General features: G+C 41.6%; 13 protein-coding genes and 1 riboswitch. Of the genes, 12 read left to right on the forward strand and 1 reads right to left on the reverse strand.

Annotation, left to right across the window (positions count from 1 at the left end; genetic code table 11):
• Positions 1–51 precede the first annotated feature (51 nt).
• Together sspJ and ASE42_RS04140 are read left to right on the forward strand one after the other, a co-directional pair.
• Positions 52–195, forward strand: a complete 144-nt coding sequence (gene sspJ, locus ASE42_RS04135) for a small acid-soluble spore protein SspJ (RefSeq protein ID WP_024423454.1) — start codon at positions 52–54, stop codon at positions 193–195.
• Between the two features lie 121 nt (positions 196–316).
• Positions 317–495: riboswitch (Lysine riboswitch) on the forward strand.
• 191 nt (positions 496–686) lie between these two features.
• Positions 687–2,093 (forward strand): amino acid permease, encoded by a 1,407-nt coding sequence (locus ASE42_RS04140; RefSeq protein WP_041107769.1) that lies wholly within the window; start codon positions 687–689, stop codon positions 2,091–2,093.
• A 40-nt stretch (positions 2,094–2,133) separates the two neighbouring features.
• Here the strand turns inward: ASE42_RS04140 and ASE42_RS04145 are convergent, their stop codons facing one another.
• A complete protein-coding gene (locus tag ASE42_RS04145) occupies positions 2,134–3,072 on the reverse strand; it encodes an iron-hydroxamate ABC transporter substrate-binding protein (protein WP_056765802.1) in 939 nt (312 codons plus the stop codon).
• Between the two features lie 259 nt (positions 3,073–3,331).
• Between ASE42_RS04145 and ASE42_RS04150 the strand changes: the two genes are divergently transcribed.
• The 10 genes from ASE42_RS04150 (at position 3,332) to ASE42_RS04195 (ending at position 15,984) form a co-directional block, all read left to right on the forward strand.
• Positions 3,332–4,384, forward strand: coding sequence for a FecCD family ABC transporter permease (locus ASE42_RS04150; protein ID WP_024426037.1), 1,053 nt, complete (start codon positions 3,332–3,334; stop codon positions 4,382–4,384).
• Positions 4,385–5,407: a FecCD family ABC transporter permease gene (locus tag ASE42_RS04155; protein ID WP_048237425.1), complete on the forward strand. Its 1,023-nt coding sequence runs from the start codon at positions 4,385–4,387 to the stop codon at positions 5,405–5,407.
• Positions 5,408–5,427: 20 nt separating this feature from the next.
• Positions 5,428–6,243 carry an ABC transporter ATP-binding protein gene (locus tag ASE42_RS04160; protein WP_024423449.1) on the forward strand — a complete coding sequence of 272 codons (816 nt, stop codon included), beginning with the start codon at positions 5,428–5,430 and terminating at the stop codon, positions 6,241–6,243.
• Positions 6,244–6,417: 174 nt separating this feature from the next.
• Entirely contained in the window at positions 6,418–7,140 is a 723-nt protein-coding gene (locus ASE42_RS04165) for a response regulator transcription factor (protein WP_024423448.1), read from the forward strand.
• 3 nt (positions 7,141–7,143) lie between these two features.
• Entirely contained in the window at positions 7,144–8,898 is a 1,755-nt protein-coding gene (locus ASE42_RS04170; RefSeq protein WP_056765804.1) for a sensor histidine kinase, read from the forward strand.
• Between the two features lie 135 nt (positions 8,899–9,033).
• On the forward strand, positions 9,034–10,473 hold the full coding sequence (uxaC, locus tag ASE42_RS04175) for a glucuronate isomerase (protein WP_056765806.1): 1,440 nt from the start codon (positions 9,034–9,036) through the stop codon (positions 10,471–10,473).
• A gap of 57 nt (positions 10,474–10,530) precedes the next feature.
• Positions 10,531–11,541: a LacI family DNA-binding transcriptional regulator gene (locus ASE42_RS04180; protein WP_034280892.1), complete on the forward strand. Its 1,011-nt coding sequence runs from the start codon at positions 10,531–10,533 to the stop codon at positions 11,539–11,541.
• Positions 11,542–11,600: 59 nt separating this feature from the next.
• Positions 11,601–13,058: a tagaturonate reductase gene (locus ASE42_RS04185; protein WP_056765807.1), complete on the forward strand. Its 1,458-nt coding sequence runs from the start codon at positions 11,601–11,603 to the stop codon at positions 13,056–13,058.
• On the forward strand, positions 13,055–14,548 hold the full coding sequence (locus ASE42_RS04190; RefSeq protein WP_056765808.1) for a UxaA family hydrolase: 1,494 nt from the start codon (positions 13,055–13,057) through the stop codon (positions 14,546–14,548). The genes ASE42_RS04185 and ASE42_RS04190 overlap by 4 nt, the downstream gene beginning before the upstream one ends.
• Before the next feature lie 20 nt (positions 14,549–14,568).
• The gene (locus ASE42_RS04195) at positions 14,569–15,984 is read left to right on the forward strand and encodes a glycoside hydrolase family 28 protein (protein WP_056765810.1); all 1,416 of its coding nucleotides are present in this window, start codon (positions 14,569–14,571) and stop codon (positions 15,982–15,984) included.
• The last annotated feature ends 17 nt before the right edge of the window (positions 15,985–16,001 follow it).

A 16,001-nucleotide genomic window follows, 5' to 3' on the forward strand; every position in this document is an offset into this window, starting at 1 on the left:
TAGCGCAAATTAAACAGGCAACCGCATTATATGAAAAGGGAGGAAACAGCGATGTCATTTTTCCAAAAGGATAAAAAGGCGAAAAGTGAGAAAAACCATCAGCAGGTAGATCAGCTGTTAGAGGAAGCAAGTAAAGAGCTAGCAGGCGATCCGCTTCAGGAAGCTGTACAAAAGAAGAAAAACAACCAACAATAAGCAGGTAAAGGGCAGAGAAACCGTTCTCTGCCTTTTTTCTATGTTTTTCCCTTTGACAGATGTGAGAATGTTTGATAACCTTCGTGTAGTAAAAATGAATAGAAATCCTCACGCTATGTCTCAGTGAGGTAGAGGTTGCGCGGATGATGAGTCACTCATAGGAGAGATGGAATCGTAGATCATGAGAAAAAAGGCATCAGCGCCGAAGTGTAAAGAGAGCTCCAACTTTCTTTATGCTGGGTCTGCATTGAATAAATGCAGGACTGCCACGTCTTTGAAGCGTGGAGGGCTATCCGGAGATCAAGGTGTATGTTTTGAAAAGCATGGACTTTTGTTCAGGCTTTTTTTTATGTTCTGAGTAACAAAAATAAGGGTATGCTGTGAATAAGTAATCCATGATGAACATAAAGAATGCAAGTCATTGCTTCACAAATATATCAATGAAGATACTGCCGGGTCTGGTCCAAAGTGAATAAAACGGAGGTACGGAAATGGAACAGACAAAAAAATGGGGTTTTTGGTTATTGACGGCTTTTGTCGTCGGAAATATGGTAGGTTCAGGCATCTTTATGCTGCCAAGTACGCTTGCCCAGCACGCCAGTCCTTTAGGTGTGACGATGGCATGGCTTGTCACAGGCGGCGGTGTGCTGATGATTGCGCTTGTATTTGGGCATTTGTCCATTCATAAGCCGCAGCTGACGGCTGGACCACAAAGTTATGCAAGGGCGCTTTTTAAAGATCCGAAAAAAGGGAAAGCGGCCGGTTTTACAATGGTTTGGGGATATTGGGTGGCAAGCTGGATTAGTAATGTCGCAATTATTACAAGCCTTGCTGGTTATTTAACGACTTTTTTCCCTATTCTCACCGTGAAGACTGAAGTTTTTACCTTTGGAAAAGAAGCGGTCACACTTGGCCAGCTCATGACGTTTATCGTATGTACCCTTCTTCTATGGGGAACACATACCATTTTAATCACTAGCTTAAGTGCTGCAAGTAAATTGAATTTTATTACGACCTTTTCGAAGGTGCTTGGATTCGTCCTTTTTATTGTGGCGGGATTATTTGCATTTCAAACGGCATTATTTGAACATTATTACTTCCCAGTTGAAACAGGCGGAGAAGGAGTTCTCGGACTTGGTGGCCAAATTCATCATGCGGCTATTTCCACACTATGGGCATTTATTGGGATTGAATCAGCTGTCATTTTATCAGGAAGAGCATCCTCACAGCGTGATGTGAAACGTGCGACGATTACAGGTCTTTTAATCGCACTTTCGATCTACATGATTATCACATTGATTACAATGGGCGTTCTGCCGCATGATCAATTGCAAGGCTCTGACAAACCATTCGTGGATGTGCTTCAGCTTATTATTGGGCCAGCTGGCGGAATTGTCATGGCACTGCTGGCGATTATTTGTTTGTTTGGTTCGATGCTTGGCTGGATTTTACTTGGTTCAGAAGTACCGTATCAAGCAGCAAAGGCTGGTGATTTTCCAGCAGTATTTGCAAAAACAAACAAAAAAGGAAGCCCTGCTTTCGCTTTGACTGTTACAAATATTATGTCACAGCTGTTTATCTTCTCTGTGATGTCACGTACGATTAATGAAGCTTTTACTTTTTTAACCACATCAGCGACACTTGCGTATCTTATTCCGTATATTGTGTCTTCCATCTACAGCTTTAAGGTCATCATGCAAGGTGACACATATGAGCTTCAAAAAGGAAATCGAACAAGAGACGGTATCATTGCACTTGTTGCGATGGGATATTCAGCTTGGGTCATTATTTCAGGAACAGCCGACTTGAAAACTTTTGGTCTTGGAATCGGTCTATTCTTAGTGGGTATTTTGCTTTATCCACTTATGTCAAAAGGATTTGCCAAAGAAACGGTATAAGATAAGGAAGACGTTTCTCCATCTCTGGAGAAACGTTTTTTTATGATGCAGATGTCAATCGGTCCACAATGAACTCTAGCTGACCTTCTAGTGACACTGGGTCATTAAAAAAGTAACCGACGGGATCTATTTCAAATACACGTTTATTTTTGACGGCAGGAAGTGATGTCCAAATGCTGCTTTGATATACTTGGTCACCATTACTTTTTGAGCCGCTCCATGGACCTGTGAAAATATAGTCGCCAGCGAATTCTGGCAGCTTCTCAAGAGAAATGCTTGCATAGCCGACACCGCTGTCGATCGCTTCTTTTTTGACGGCTTTCGGTGCTTTTAATTTCAGCTCGTCATAAATGATTTCGCCCCCGCGGCCAAAGGTGTTTCCAAAGATATAAATACCTTTATCAAATGGCGATACGATCGAAACCGTTTTGCTGCCGACAGCTTTTGTTACCTTTGGTTTCACCTCAGCAATTTTAGTATCCCATTTCGTGATCCATTCTGTTGCTTTTTTTGATGTACCTGTCATTTTACCGAATTCTTTTAGCTGGTCTTTGAAGGAATATTGGTTGTATTTAACCGCTACAGTTGGGGCGATTTTTTTGTATTGATCAAACTTCTCGTCTTCTCCCCAAGCAATAATCATATCTGGCTTCAAAGCGGCTACCTTTTCAACTGATGGGGTCCTTCCGAGATTTTCCACTCCATCTGTTTTCCCTTTATAAAAAGGGTTTTTAAAGATGGGCGATGTTGTAGCAATCGGCGTCTTGCCGAGTGTGACGAGGTCCCCGTAATAGCTTTCTGCAAGAAGCACTATTCGTTTCGGATTTTTCGGAAGCTTCACTTCACCTTTGGCATCCTGATATGTAATCATGTCATTCTTTTTCGCTGCAGATTGTTTATTTGAAGTGCTGCCGCAAGCGGCTGTAAAGATCATAAGGATGGATAAAGAAATCAAAAGAAATCCAGTTCGTTTTTTCACAAAAGTTCTCTCCTATTCACTTTTCCTTGATAATGATTCTCATTTTCAATTTTATCGTAACATGATAGGAACAAAAATGCATCGGCTAATTTAGAACCAAAAGAAAAATGATGAAATTCTCACAGTTTTTTGCCGAAAATAAAGAAATTTATCAGAACAGTGATTTCAAAAAGAAAAGAAAGTGATATACTAGACTTCGAGATTGATAATCATTATCACTAATAGAGAATAGACATGAACGGAAAGGAAGAGACTGGTTTTGGGCTCACAATCGAATAAACAGCTGCCAGCCAGCGATGATACGATCGATATTGTCACGAAGCCTTTTGGAACAGCAGCTGTTATCATCATAGGAATGATCGCTTTAGCATTTGGTCTTTTTTTATCAGTATCATTAGGAGCGGCAAACATTCATCTACAGACTGTATGGGAAGCCGTTTTTCATTTTGATCCACATCAAACTTCACATCAAATCATTCGGGAATTGAGGCTGCCGCGTACAGTTGGAGCTGCCCTCGTCGGTGCCTTTTTAGCCGTATCAGGTGCCATTATGCAAGGAATGACAAGAAACGCGCTTGCGTCACCTGAGATTATGGGTGTGACAAATGGCTCCGCATTTGCGATTGCCATTGCATTAGCATTTTTCCCTGGCCAATCTTCTTTTACATTAATTCTTTGGTCATTTGTTGGAGCCGCACTCGGTGCCTCTATTGTATTTGGTGTAGGTACTATGTCAAAAGGGGGGCTGACCCCTGTAAAGCTCGCACTAGCTGGTACAGCGGTTGGAGCACTTTTGAGCTCCGTATCCTCAGCCATTGCCATCCGTTTTGACGTCGCTCAAGATATGAGCTTTTGGTATGCTGGCGGAGTGGCAGGGGTGAATTGGAGCAATATTCATATCATCATTCCAGTTGCCATTGCAGGACTAATTATTGCAATGATCCTTGCCCGTTCGATCACGGTTTTGAGCTTAGGTGAAGAACTGGCGAAAGGACTTGGACAGTATACAAAAACGGTCAAGGTGCTTGGTATATTGGTTGTTATTCTTTTAACGGGTGCTGCCGTGTCGGTAGCAGGCTCTATTGGTTTTATTGGGCTTGTGATCCCTCATGTCACTCGATTCTTGGTCGGAGTGGACTATCGCTGGATTATCCCATGCTCCGCTATTTTAGGGGCCACTTTGTTAATTTATGCAGACATTGCTGCAAGACTGGTCAACGCTCCGTTTGAAACGCCAGTCGGTGCCATTACAGCGATTATAGGCGTTCCTTTCTTCTTATACTTAGCTAGACGTGAAAGGAGCGGGATTTAAATGGAAATGGTGCAGCAAGCAAAGAAAAAGAAATATCAACGAACGATGCTCATGATCTTTTTCGCGATCGTAGCTGTGTTTCTCATTAGTTTAAATACCGGAGAAATTCGAATCTCTCCGATGGATACATTGAAAACACTTTTTGGATTCGGAAGTGAAATGGATGAACTCGTATTATTCGAGTTCAGGCTTCCAAGAATGGTCATCGCTTTACTTGTCGGCGCTTCTATCGCTGTATCAGGAGCGATTTGGCAAGGTGTTTCTCAAAATGGTTTAGCTGACCCAGGTATTCTCGGTGTCAATGCCGGTGCTGGTTTTGCCGTTGTGCTATTTATCTTTGCATTTCAAGGCACGATGACAAATTTAGGTGATTTTACGATTTTTGTACTGCCGCTTTTCGCGTTCGTAGGTGCAGGCTTTGCTGCATTTCTCATCTATGTGTTAGCGTGGAAAAAAGGCATCACACCTGTTCGATTGATTTTAACTGGTATTGGTGTGAATGCTGCGTTTTCAGCAGCAATTGTGGTCATCCAGTTGAAAATGAGCCCAAATGATTTTAACCAAGCCATCGTGTGGTTATCTGGAAGCATTTATGGCTCGAGCTGGACGTACGTCTTATCTGTTCTGCCATGGATGCTGATTTTCCTTATATTAGCGCTTGTCAGATCACGCTACTTAAACATTATGAATTTAGGTGATCAGCTGTCCTATGGATTGGGCATTTCTGTTCATAAAGAAAGAAGCCTTCTCATGCTGATTGCCGTTGCATTAGCAGGTGCGAGTGTTGCTGTTGCAGGAAGTATCTCTTTCCTAGGATTAGCCGCACCGCACTTGGCTAGAAAGCTTGTTGGGCCAAAGCATCAAGGAATGATACCGGCCTCCGCGCTGATTGGCGCGCTGTTATTATTACTGGCAGATACAATTGGCCGCGTCATCCTTGCACCATCAGAAGTGCCAGTTGGCCTTGTCGTTTCTGCTTTAGGTGCACCTTACTTCATTTACTTATTGATGAAATCGAACTAATGAGGAAGGAGAGACAACATATGAAATCACTCGAAACAGAAAAGCTTTGTATCGGTTATCAAGACCGTTTGATTGTAGAAGATTTGAATGTCAGTATCCCAAAAGGCAAGGTGACAACACTGATTGGACCGAATGGCTGCGGGAAATCAACCATTTTAAAAACGATGTCTCGTATTATGAAATCCAATCGAGGAGCTGTTTACTTAAATGGCAAGGCTATCCATGAGACGCCGACAAAAGAAATTTCAAAACAAATGGCGATCTTACCGCAAACGCCCGAAGCACCAAGTGGATTGACAGTGTATGAGCTCGTGTCATATGGACGTTTCCCGCATCAAAATGGGTTTGGTCGCTTATCAAATGAAGATAAACGAATCATTAGGTGGGCACTTGAGGAAACGGGAATGATTGCTTTTCATGATCGGCCAATTGAAGCACTTTCCGGCGGACAGCGTCAGCGTGTATGGATTGCGATGGCACTTGCCCAAGAAACAGAGCTGCTCCTATTAGATGAACCTACGACGTATTTGGATCTTGCACATCAGCTCGAGATTCTTCAGCTGTTAGAACGCTTAAATAGGGAGCAGGGCCGAACTGTGTTGATGGTCATCCATGATTTGAATCATGCGGCGCGTTTTTCACATTACATGATTGCCCTCAATCAAGGGAAAGTCATAAAAGATGGTACGCCTCATGAGGTCATGACCAAAGATGTACTCAGTCGGGTATTCCATATTGATGCAGAAATTGTGCTTGATCCTAGAACGAATAAGCCGATCTGTTTAACATATGACTTAATGAATCATGAACGAAAGCTAGAAGCTGTGAATGGATAATAGATGTATAGGAACCCGGTGCAGCTGCCGGGTTTTTTTGCATGTTTAAAACTTCCTAGTCCCGCCATTTTCTCCAGTTGATATTTTTTCGCTTTTATGCAGAAAAGAGGTACTTTTTTACTTTAGACAATGGTAATATACGGTTAGAGATCATGCTAGAAAGGAAAGAGATGCGTGGAAACAGCAAAAATATTGATTGCAGATGACGAAGAAGCAATTGTGAAAATGGTTGAACGCGTATTAAAAAAAGAAGGATTCAAGCATATTTATAAAGCCTACCATGCAGATGAAGCATTAGATATTGTCAAAAACGAGGACATCCACCTCTTACTTCTAGATGTAATGATGCCCGGTAAGTCTGGCTTTGACGTTCTGCCTGAAATCAGAAAGTTAACGAAAGTGCCTATTTTCTATTTAACTGCAAGAACGTCTGATGTCGATAAACTGACGGGCTTTGCACAGGGGGCAGATGATTACATCACGAAGCCATTTAACCCGCTTGAGCTAGTGGCTAGAATTAAGGCTCACCTAAATCGAACATATATCTCCTTACAGGAGGAGCAAGAAGACACTCAAAGCCAATATCATTATGCCCATTTCTCCTATCATCCTCATGCAGCCGAATTGAAAGTAAGAGGAGAGGTGACGGCATGTTCTGCTCAGCTTCTTTCTTTGCTGAAGTACTTTTGTGACCATCCGAATGTGGTACTCTCAAAAGATCAAATCTATGAGAAAGTATGGGGCGTCCCATCATATGGTGATAACAACACTGTCATGGTTCATATTCGAAAGCTGAGAGAAAAGATTGAATTAGATCCGAGTCAGCCAGAATATATTGTGACGATCCGTGGTATGGGATATAAATTTATACCGCACCCTGCAAAGGTCCTTCAATAATTTATGAATTTACGAGCAAAACTTTTCTTTCACTTTGTCGGACAAATGTTTATTGTGATTGCCATTCTGACGATCGGCAATACGTTCTCTGAGAACTTATATTTAAATAAATACTATGAGAACATGACCGAAACTGGTTTAACAAAAGCTGATGGAGATACACTCATGAGCTGGCTTTATTTTAACGAGGATGGAAAAATGGAAGCCGACGATCAGCTCAAGCAAGCAGTAAAAAAAAGAGACGGCTGGCTGCAAGTGATTGATTCAAAGAAGAATACCGTTTATAGCTATCACCGTCCTAAATCAATTCCAACGTCTTATCAAAAGGATGAAATGATCAAGATCTTTGAAAAAAGACAATTTAAAGATTACAAGATGTACTTCTGGCCAATTGAGATTGATCAAGAAAGTTTTACTGTGTTATATGGGTTCAAAACGAACAGCACAAAGGTAGCCAATTATCTGAAACAGCATGAGAAAAATTTGGCTGCATTATCTCAATATTCGGCTGAAACGAAAGAATTCTTGAAGAGAATGAATGGATCAGTTCATTTGTTCAATGACGAAGGAAAATATTTAAAAGGCATTCGAGCCAACACCGATTTGAAACATAACGTAACAGATGTTGAACTGCTCAAGTATCAATCGAAGCCTTGGGAGTTTAGAAGTGATCTGTCTTATATGAAAGTGAATAAAAACCTGTATATTATTGTTTCGGTACCAAATAAAGTATACAGCCCGGACGAGCTTTATGATAAAGAGAGAGACGCTTTAAATCAATATACAACCATCTTAATTGCAGGTCTTGCACTCACTATTATTATTGTCATGACATTATGGTATTCGTATCGTTATGGGCTGCCAATTTATCACATTATTCGCTGGCTGATTTTCTTATCAAAAAATAAATTGCAGGAACCAACAAATAGAAAGGGAATTCCAGTCAGCAAAAATAAAAAAGGCCGTATTAAGCGGGAATACCGATTATTTGAGGATATCCTAAAAACAATGGATCAGCTCACGCTTACATTAAAAGAGAATGAAGCAAACCGAAGAAAAATTCAAACCACAAGGGAAGAATGGATTGCAGGATTGTCTCATGATTTGAAAACGCCTCTAAGTACGATTTATGGCTATGGACTCATGCTTGAATCCGATCAATATCAATGGTCCAAAGAAGAAGTCATGGAAATGGGACAGGTGATTCGTGAGAAATCAGAATACATGTCGACACTGATTGAGGATTTAAATCTCACGTACCGATTGAAGAATGGTGCCCTGCCTATTAATCGGAAACCGGTTGAACTCAGTGAATTTTTAACTTCCATTATGGACGAGTTTTCAAGAAGCTCCTCATCTGAGGATTATCCATCCTCCTTTGAAGATCAAACAGATGGTGTCATATTTGAGATCGATAAAGCTTGGTTCAGACGAGTGATTGAGAACCTGCTGGCGAATGCAGTGAAGCATAACGAAAAAGGCACACATATTACAGCTGTTTTATCTGAAACAGATGAAGAAGTTCGAATCGAAATGAAAGACAATGGCCGCGGAATGGCACAGGAAACGGTGGATCACCTGTTTAACCGCTATTACAGAGGGACAAATACAAACGATCCAACGAACGGAACAGGTCTCGGGCTTGCGATAGCAAAAGAGCTCGTCTTGCTGCATGACGGTGATATTCAAGTTGAAAGTGAACTAGGCACTGGAACAACTATTGCGATTATCCTAAAAAAATCATCACCTGTAAAATAGCCAAAAAACGATTTTCTTTTCTAAAGGAGATCGTTTTTTCCTGTTTTAGGATTGAAATCAATTTTGTAAACGATTACAATAAAATTGTTAACGTGAACAAATTATTTTTATCTATAAGAGAGATGGGGGAGTTTGATGAAAGCTTTTTTAGATGATCAGTTTTTACTCAACAGTCAAACGGCGGAACAGCTATACCATGAATTTGCAAAGGACCTTCCAATTATAGATTACCATTGTCATTTAAGCCCCAAAGAAATCTATGAAAATAAAACCTTTCATAATATCACCGAAGCATGGCTTTACGGAGATCATTACAAATGGCGTGCCATGAGAGCAAATGGCATACCCGAATCGCACGTCACAGGGGATGCCTCAGACTATGAGAAATTTCTGGCGTGGGCGAAGACCGTTCCCATGACCATTGGAAACCCGCTCTATCACTGGACTCATTTAGAGCTGAGACGATATTTTGGAGTTGAAGAACTTTTAAACGAAAAAACCGCAAACATCATCTGGCAAAAAGTAAATGAAAAGCTGCAAGGAGAGGGTTTTGGTGCAAGAGACTTCATTGTGAAATCGAACGTTGAAACAGTCGTGACAACAGATGATCCAGTCGATTCGCTTTGCTATCATCAAAAACTGCGGGAAGAAGGATTCACTGTGCAAGTACTGCCCGGATTTCGGCCTGATAAGGCACTCGATATAACGAATCACCTATTTACATCGTATGTTCACGAACTGGCAAAGGCTTCATCTACTCCAATCCAATCCTATCAAGACTTTTTGAAAGCACTCCTCGCAAGAATTGATTTTTTCCATGAACAGGGCTGCCTGATCTCAGATCATGCCATTAACGAAATGACGTTTGAAGAAACGACGGAAGAAGAAGTGGAAGCCATCTTTCATAAAAAAATGTCGGGGCATTCATTGACGGAAAAAGAGAAGGTTAAATTTAAAACACAAACATTCATTAAGCTTGGTCAGGCTTACTATGAGCGGGGCTGGGCGATGCAGCTTCATATCAATGCGCTTAGGAACAACAATACGAAAATGTTTGAGCGGCTTGGGCCAGATACAGGGTATGATGCGATGAATGATGAAGACATTGCCAAGCCGCTTTGCAGAATATTAGACCGTTTAGATCAAGAACAGGCACTGCCAAAAACCATTCTCTATTCCTTGAATCCTCGGGACAATGTTGTGATTTCCACATTGGCTGGAAGCTTTCAAGACGGAACGACACCTGGGAAGATCCAGCACGGCACAGCTTGGTGGTTTAATGATACGAAACAAGGGATGACAGAGCAGATGATGGCTCTATCCAGTATTGGGCTGATCAGCCGTTTCATTGGGATGCTGACAGATTCACGAAGCTTTTTGTCGTATACAAGGCATGAATATTTTCGAAGACTGCTTTGCGATATCATTGGAGATTGGGTAGAAAAAGGAGAAGCCCCTTATGATCTTGAGCTGTTAGGGGGAATCGTGAAAAGAATCAGCTATGAAAATGCCAGGCAGTATTTCAAATTTGACCGGGCAAATCAGCTCAAGCACCACCCAAACAAAATGACATGAAGAAAATGAAAGCGGTTTTATGATAAGATGGTAAAAAATCATAAAAGGCGGAATAGCATGACAGTCACAATTAAAGACATAGCAAAATTGGCAAACGTCTCTCATACCACGGTATCAAGGGCTTTGAATAACAGTCCTTTTATTAAAGAGAAGACAAAACAAAAGATTTTGTCGATTGCAAAACAGCTGAATTATTCACCGAATGTCCATGCGAGAGGCCTAGTATCACAAAAATCATTTACAATTGGTCTGTTTTTTACAAGTTTAACAGAAGGCACATCTTCAAGCTTCTTTGTGGATGCGTTAAAAGGTGTCAACAGCGTCATGACAGAGTATTATAATCTCTTTGTAAGAGGAATTGACGACTTTCACGATTACACAACCATTCATAAACAACGCTACGATGGCATTTTGCTCATGAGTCAAAGCGAACACGATGAAGCATTTATCCATCATGTGAAGAAACAGGGCATTCCCATCATTGTGCTGAATCGCCGTGTAGAAAGTCATGAGGTCATGAATATATTAGCAGATGATAGTCAAGGAGCTTACCAGGCTGCACACCATTTCATTCAGCAAGGTCATGAACAAATCGCCATCATTGAAGGGAAAGAAGGCTTTAAATCAACTCAGGAAAGAAAAGCTGGTTTCCTGCAAGCGTTAATTGATCACCAAATACCTATGAAGAAAGAATATATGATGAAAGGCGATTATCATATGAAAAGCGGCTATGAATCAATGGAATCGCTGCTGGCCCTCGATGATCCGCCAACAGCGCTCTTTTGCTCAAACGATGACATGGCGATTGGTGCAATGAATGCTTTATTTGCAAAAGGCAAAACGTGTCCAGGTGATATTTCTATTATTGGTTTTGATGATATTGCTTTTTCGTCCTATACCACACCTGCATTGACAACGGTGAAAAAACCGATTGAAAAAATGTGTGCACTTGGAGCAGAAGCTATCCTTTCAGTAATAAACGGTGAAGAGCAAGAAGAGGATCATATGGAGAAAGTGTATGTCCACACAGAACTGATGATCAGAGATTCAGTTAAAAAGGTGCAGTAATCAGCACCTTCTTAGAAAAAATGTTCACGTGTGCATAATACTTGGAGAGGGGAATCCATTTGAAACGATTATCAAAAGCCATATACCCGGCGGCTGAGTATCCGGAAACGATTTTGCAGATTGGCGAAGGAAATTTTATGCGAGGATTTATCAATTGGCACATCCAGAAGCTGAACGACTGCACAGATTTTAAAGGAAGAGCGGTTGTTGTTCCTCCACGAAAAGGATCGGTAGCAGCCTTAAATGAACAAGATGGCTTGTACACATTATGTATTCAGGGATATCATGACCAGCAAGAAATGAATGAACGTATGATCATCCAATCGATTAGCAGAGGAATTAGTACGTATACGGATTACGAGGAGTTTTTACACGTAGCGGAAAACCCGAATCTTCGCTATGTCTTCTCAAATACGACAGAGGCAGGACTTGTGTTCAGAAAAGAGGATCGTTTGGAGGATCGGCCGCAAGCCAGTTTTCCAGGAAAGCTGACAGCGTTCTTGTATCACCGGTTTAAAGCATTTGCTGGAGATGAGCAGAAAGGACTGATCATTCTGCCTTGTGAATTGGTTGAACAAAATGGTGATCGATTGAAGGAATATGTGATCAGTATGGCAGCTGAGTGGGAACTGCCGTCTGCGTTTATTACATGGATTAAGGAAGCCAATACGTTTTGTAATACACTTGTGGACCGGATTGTCCCTGGATTCTCTAAGGAAGCGGCTGAAATTGTACAAAAGGAGGAAGGGTATATCGACGAATTGCTTGTCACGGCAGAATATTATCATCTTTTTGTCATTGAAGCGCCTGCTTTTGTGCAAAAGGAGCTCCCCTTTCAAGAAGCAGGATTAAATGTACTTTTTGTAGAGGATATTGCGCCTTATCGTATGAGCAAGGTACGAATTTTAAATGGTGCACATACGGCAATGGTGCCGATTGCCTATTCATGCGGTTTAGAAACTGTAAAAGAAGCTGTGGATGATGAGCATGTTGGTCCGTTCGTCAGGTGTATGCTGGAGGAGGAAGTACTTCCAGGGCTTGAACTCCCTGAAGATGAGCTTCTTCTTTATACACAATCCGTTTGGGATCGTTTTTGCAATCCATTTGTAAAGCATCAATTGCTGGATATTGCGCTGAATGGGATATCCAAATTCCGAACCCGTAATCTTCCGTCATTGCTTGATTATGTTGAACGAAAGAAACAGCTACCAATGAAACTTGTGTTTTCACTTAGCAGTCTCATTTATTTCTACAGAGCACATGCGGGAAGGGTAAAGGATGATGAAACTGTGCTAACGCTCATGAAGGAAGCATGGGAAAGGGAAAACCCTTCTAATGAAGGAGTTGCAGCGAAAATTCTTTCATGCGAGTCATTATGGGGTAGAGATTTAACGGATATAAATGGATTGAGTCAAGCTGTAGCTGATCAGCTTACCCTCATACAGACGCATGGGATGAGAGCGGCTGTTCATCGAATGATGCCTAATCAATATGAAAGTCAGGGGGAGAAAGCATGAAAGACTTTATTGTCATCCACCCTTCAGATAATGTCGGTATTGCTTTAAAAGGACTTGAGCAAGGGGAGGAGCTGCAGCATCAAGGACATACGATTATCTTAAAAGAGACCGTCGCCAAAGGTCATAAGTTTGCATTGGCTGAAATCAAGCAAAGAGAGAATATTATCAAATATGGCTATCCCATTGGTCATGCAGTGACTGCCATTTCTGCTGGAGAATGGGTGCATACGCATAATATCAAAACCAATCTATCTGGCAAGCTAGAATACGAATACCAGCCTTCATTATCAGAAAACCCTTATGAAAAAACGAATCTTACATTTAAAGGATATAAACGAAAAAATGGCGGAAGCGGAATCCGCAATGAGCTTTGGATTGTTCCTACCGTTGGATGCGTGAATGGCATCGCCGATCAAATGATCCAAATATTTACCGCTGAAATGGGTGGAAACATCCATCCTTTTGAAACAGCCCTTGTATTAAAGCACAATTATGGCTGCTCACAGCTTGGGGACGATCATGAGAACACCAAAACCATTTTACAAAATGCGGTGAAGCATCCTAACGCTGGAGGAGTACTCGTTCTTGGACTTGGGTGTGAAAACAATGACATTGAGGATTTTCAGTCCACATTAGGTGAATATGACCATACGAGAGTGAAATTTTTAAGAAGCCAAGAAGTAGGAGATGAGATTGAGACGGGAGTCGCATTACTCAAGGAAATTTATGATGCCGCGAAAGAAGATCATCGTGAAGATATTCCGTTATCTGAGCTGAAAATCGGTTTGAAGTGCGGAGGATCAGATGGATTCTCTGGTATTACCGCAAATCCGCTTTTGGGCAGACTGTCCGATTTTATTGTTGCTCAAGGTGGCACGACAGTGTTAACAGAAGTGCCAGAAATGTTTGGTGCTGAAACGATTTTAATGGAGAGAGCGGAATCAGAAAAGACTTTCGACAATATTGTGCAAATGATCAATGACTTTAAACAATACTTCATGGATCATCGACAGCCGGTATATGAAAATCCTTCCCCGGGAAATAAAGCAGGTGGAATTTCGACATTAGAGGATAAATCTCTTGGCTGTACACAAAAAGCAGGTACTTCTGAAATTAAAGATGTATTGAAATATGGAGAGCTGCTGAAACAAAAGGGATTGAACCTATTAAGTGCACCTGGTAATGATTTGGTTGCTTCATCTGCACTGGCTGCTTCCGGTTGTCAAATGGTCCTGTTTACAACAGGCAGGGGGACACCCTTTGGTACGTTTGTACCAACAATGAAAATCTCGACCAACACAGCCTTATATGAAACAAAAAAGCACTGGATTGACTTTAATGCTGGAGAACTGCTTGAAGATGTACCGGAAGATGTTGTATTAGAAAAATTCATTTCAACTGTCATTGATGTGGCGAGCGGGAAGCTGTTAAATCATGAAAAAAACAATTTTAGAGAGCTGGCTATTTTCAAAACAGGTGTCACACTTTAAGTCGACTGGGGGATGAGTACGTGTCTAAAAAGCGGGATTTGATGTATATCACAGCAGGAACGGTACTAACTGGAGTCGGAATTGCTCGTTTAGCAAAGCAAGGGAAGAAAAATAAGAAAGCAAACGGAATTGATCAAGTGCTAAAGCAGATAAAAGCACCGCAGTTCCCAGATCGTGAATTGAATGTGGTGCATTATGGAGCAGATGCGGAAGGGCAAGAGCTTTCTACAAATGCCATTCAGTCTGCCATTGATGATGCGCACCGGTTGAAAGGGGGACGGGTGCTGATACCAGCAGGGACATTTATGACAGGTGCTTTAGAATTGAAAAGCAATGTAGAACTTCATCTGCATGAGAAAGCCTATGTGACATTCAGCCAAGACCCAAAGGATTACTTGCCTCTTGTACTGACAAGATATGAAGGGGTTGAACTTTATAATTATTCTCCTCTCATTTATGCACACCATGCAGAAAACATCGCTATTACAGGAGCTGGAACGCTTGATGGCAGAGGGGATGCGCATCATTGGTGGCCTTGGAAGTATGGGACAAATGGCCAGCCCTCTCAGGATCGGGATCGCCAGCTTTTGTTTGAAATGGCGGAAAAGAGAATACCGGTAGAAGAAAGGGTATTTGGAGAAGGTCATTATTTAAGGTCGAGCTTTATTCAGCCATACCAATGTCAGCATGTGCTAATCGAAGGAGTGACAGTGAAGGATTCACCGATGTGGCAAATTCATCCTGTGTTAAGTGATAACGTCATCGTCCGCGGCGTTAAAATCATTGGGCATGGACCAAACACAGATGGTGTCAATCCGGAGTCTTGCCGGAATGTGCTCATTGAAGATTGTTATTTTGATAACGGAGATGATTGTATTGCCATCAAATCGGGCAGAAACGAGGATGGACGGAGAATAGGGATTCCATCTGAAAACATTGTCATTCGTAGAAATGAGATGCGGGATGGACACGGCGGTGTGACGATCGGGAGCGAGATTTCTGGCGGGGTAAAGTATGTTTATGCAGAAGATAATGTAATGGACAGTCCGAACCTTGACCGGGCACTGCGTATTAAAACCAACTCTGTCAGAGGCGGCACCATTGAACATATTTATTTTAAAAACAATACAGTGAAAAGTCTAAAGCATGAAGTGGTCTGTATCGACATGATGTATGAGGAAGGAGATGCTGGTCCGCACCGTCCTGTTGTACGTCATATTGAAGTAGAAGGACTCAAAAGCAGCGGCGGACGATATGGTGTGAAAATAGCCGCATACGCACATTCTCCTGTGACACATTTTAAAATGAAAGATTGTGTCATAGATGATGTGGCGTATCCCTTATCTTTAGAGCATGCCGTTTCTCCTGCTTTTCAGAAAGTCGTCATCAATGGAGAACAAATCAATTCATTGAAGAGTGAAAAACAGTCTTTTTAGAGGCTGTTTTTTTGTTT

Source organism: Bacillus sp. Root920 (assembly GCF_001429445.1).
GTDB classification, from domain to species: Bacteria; Bacillota; Bacilli; order Bacillales; family Bacillaceae; genus Bacillus; species Bacillus safensis.

Excerpts from the sequence above, each read along its gene's own strand:
- sspJ (WP_024423454.1), top strand. The coding sequence starts at position 52 with ATGTCATTTTTCCAAAAGGATAAAAAGGCGAAAAGTGAGAAAAACCAT.
- ASE42_RS04140 (WP_041107769.1), top strand. The coding sequence starts at position 687 with ATGGAACAGACAAAAAAATGGGGTTTTTGGTTATTGACGGCTTTTGTC.
- ASE42_RS04155 (WP_048237425.1), top strand. The coding sequence starts at position 4,385 with ATGGAAATGGTGCAGCAAGCAAAGAAAAAGAAATATCAACGAACGATG.
- ASE42_RS04160 (WP_024423449.1), top strand. The coding sequence starts at position 5,428 with ATGAAATCACTCGAAACAGAAAAGCTTTGTATCGGTTATCAAGACCGT.
- ASE42_RS04170 (WP_056765804.1), top strand. The coding sequence starts at position 7,144 with ATGAATTTACGAGCAAAACTTTTCTTTCACTTTGTCGGACAAATGTTT.
- uxaC (WP_056765806.1), top strand. The coding sequence starts at position 9,034 with ATGAAAGCTTTTTTAGATGATCAGTTTTTACTCAACAGTCAAACGGCG.
- ASE42_RS04180 (WP_034280892.1), top strand. The coding sequence starts at position 10,531 with ATGACAGTCACAATTAAAGACATAGCAAAATTGGCAAACGTCTCTCAT.
- ASE42_RS04190 (WP_056765808.1), top strand. The coding sequence starts at position 13,055 with ATGAAAGACTTTATTGTCATCCACCCTTCAGATAATGTCGGTATTGCT.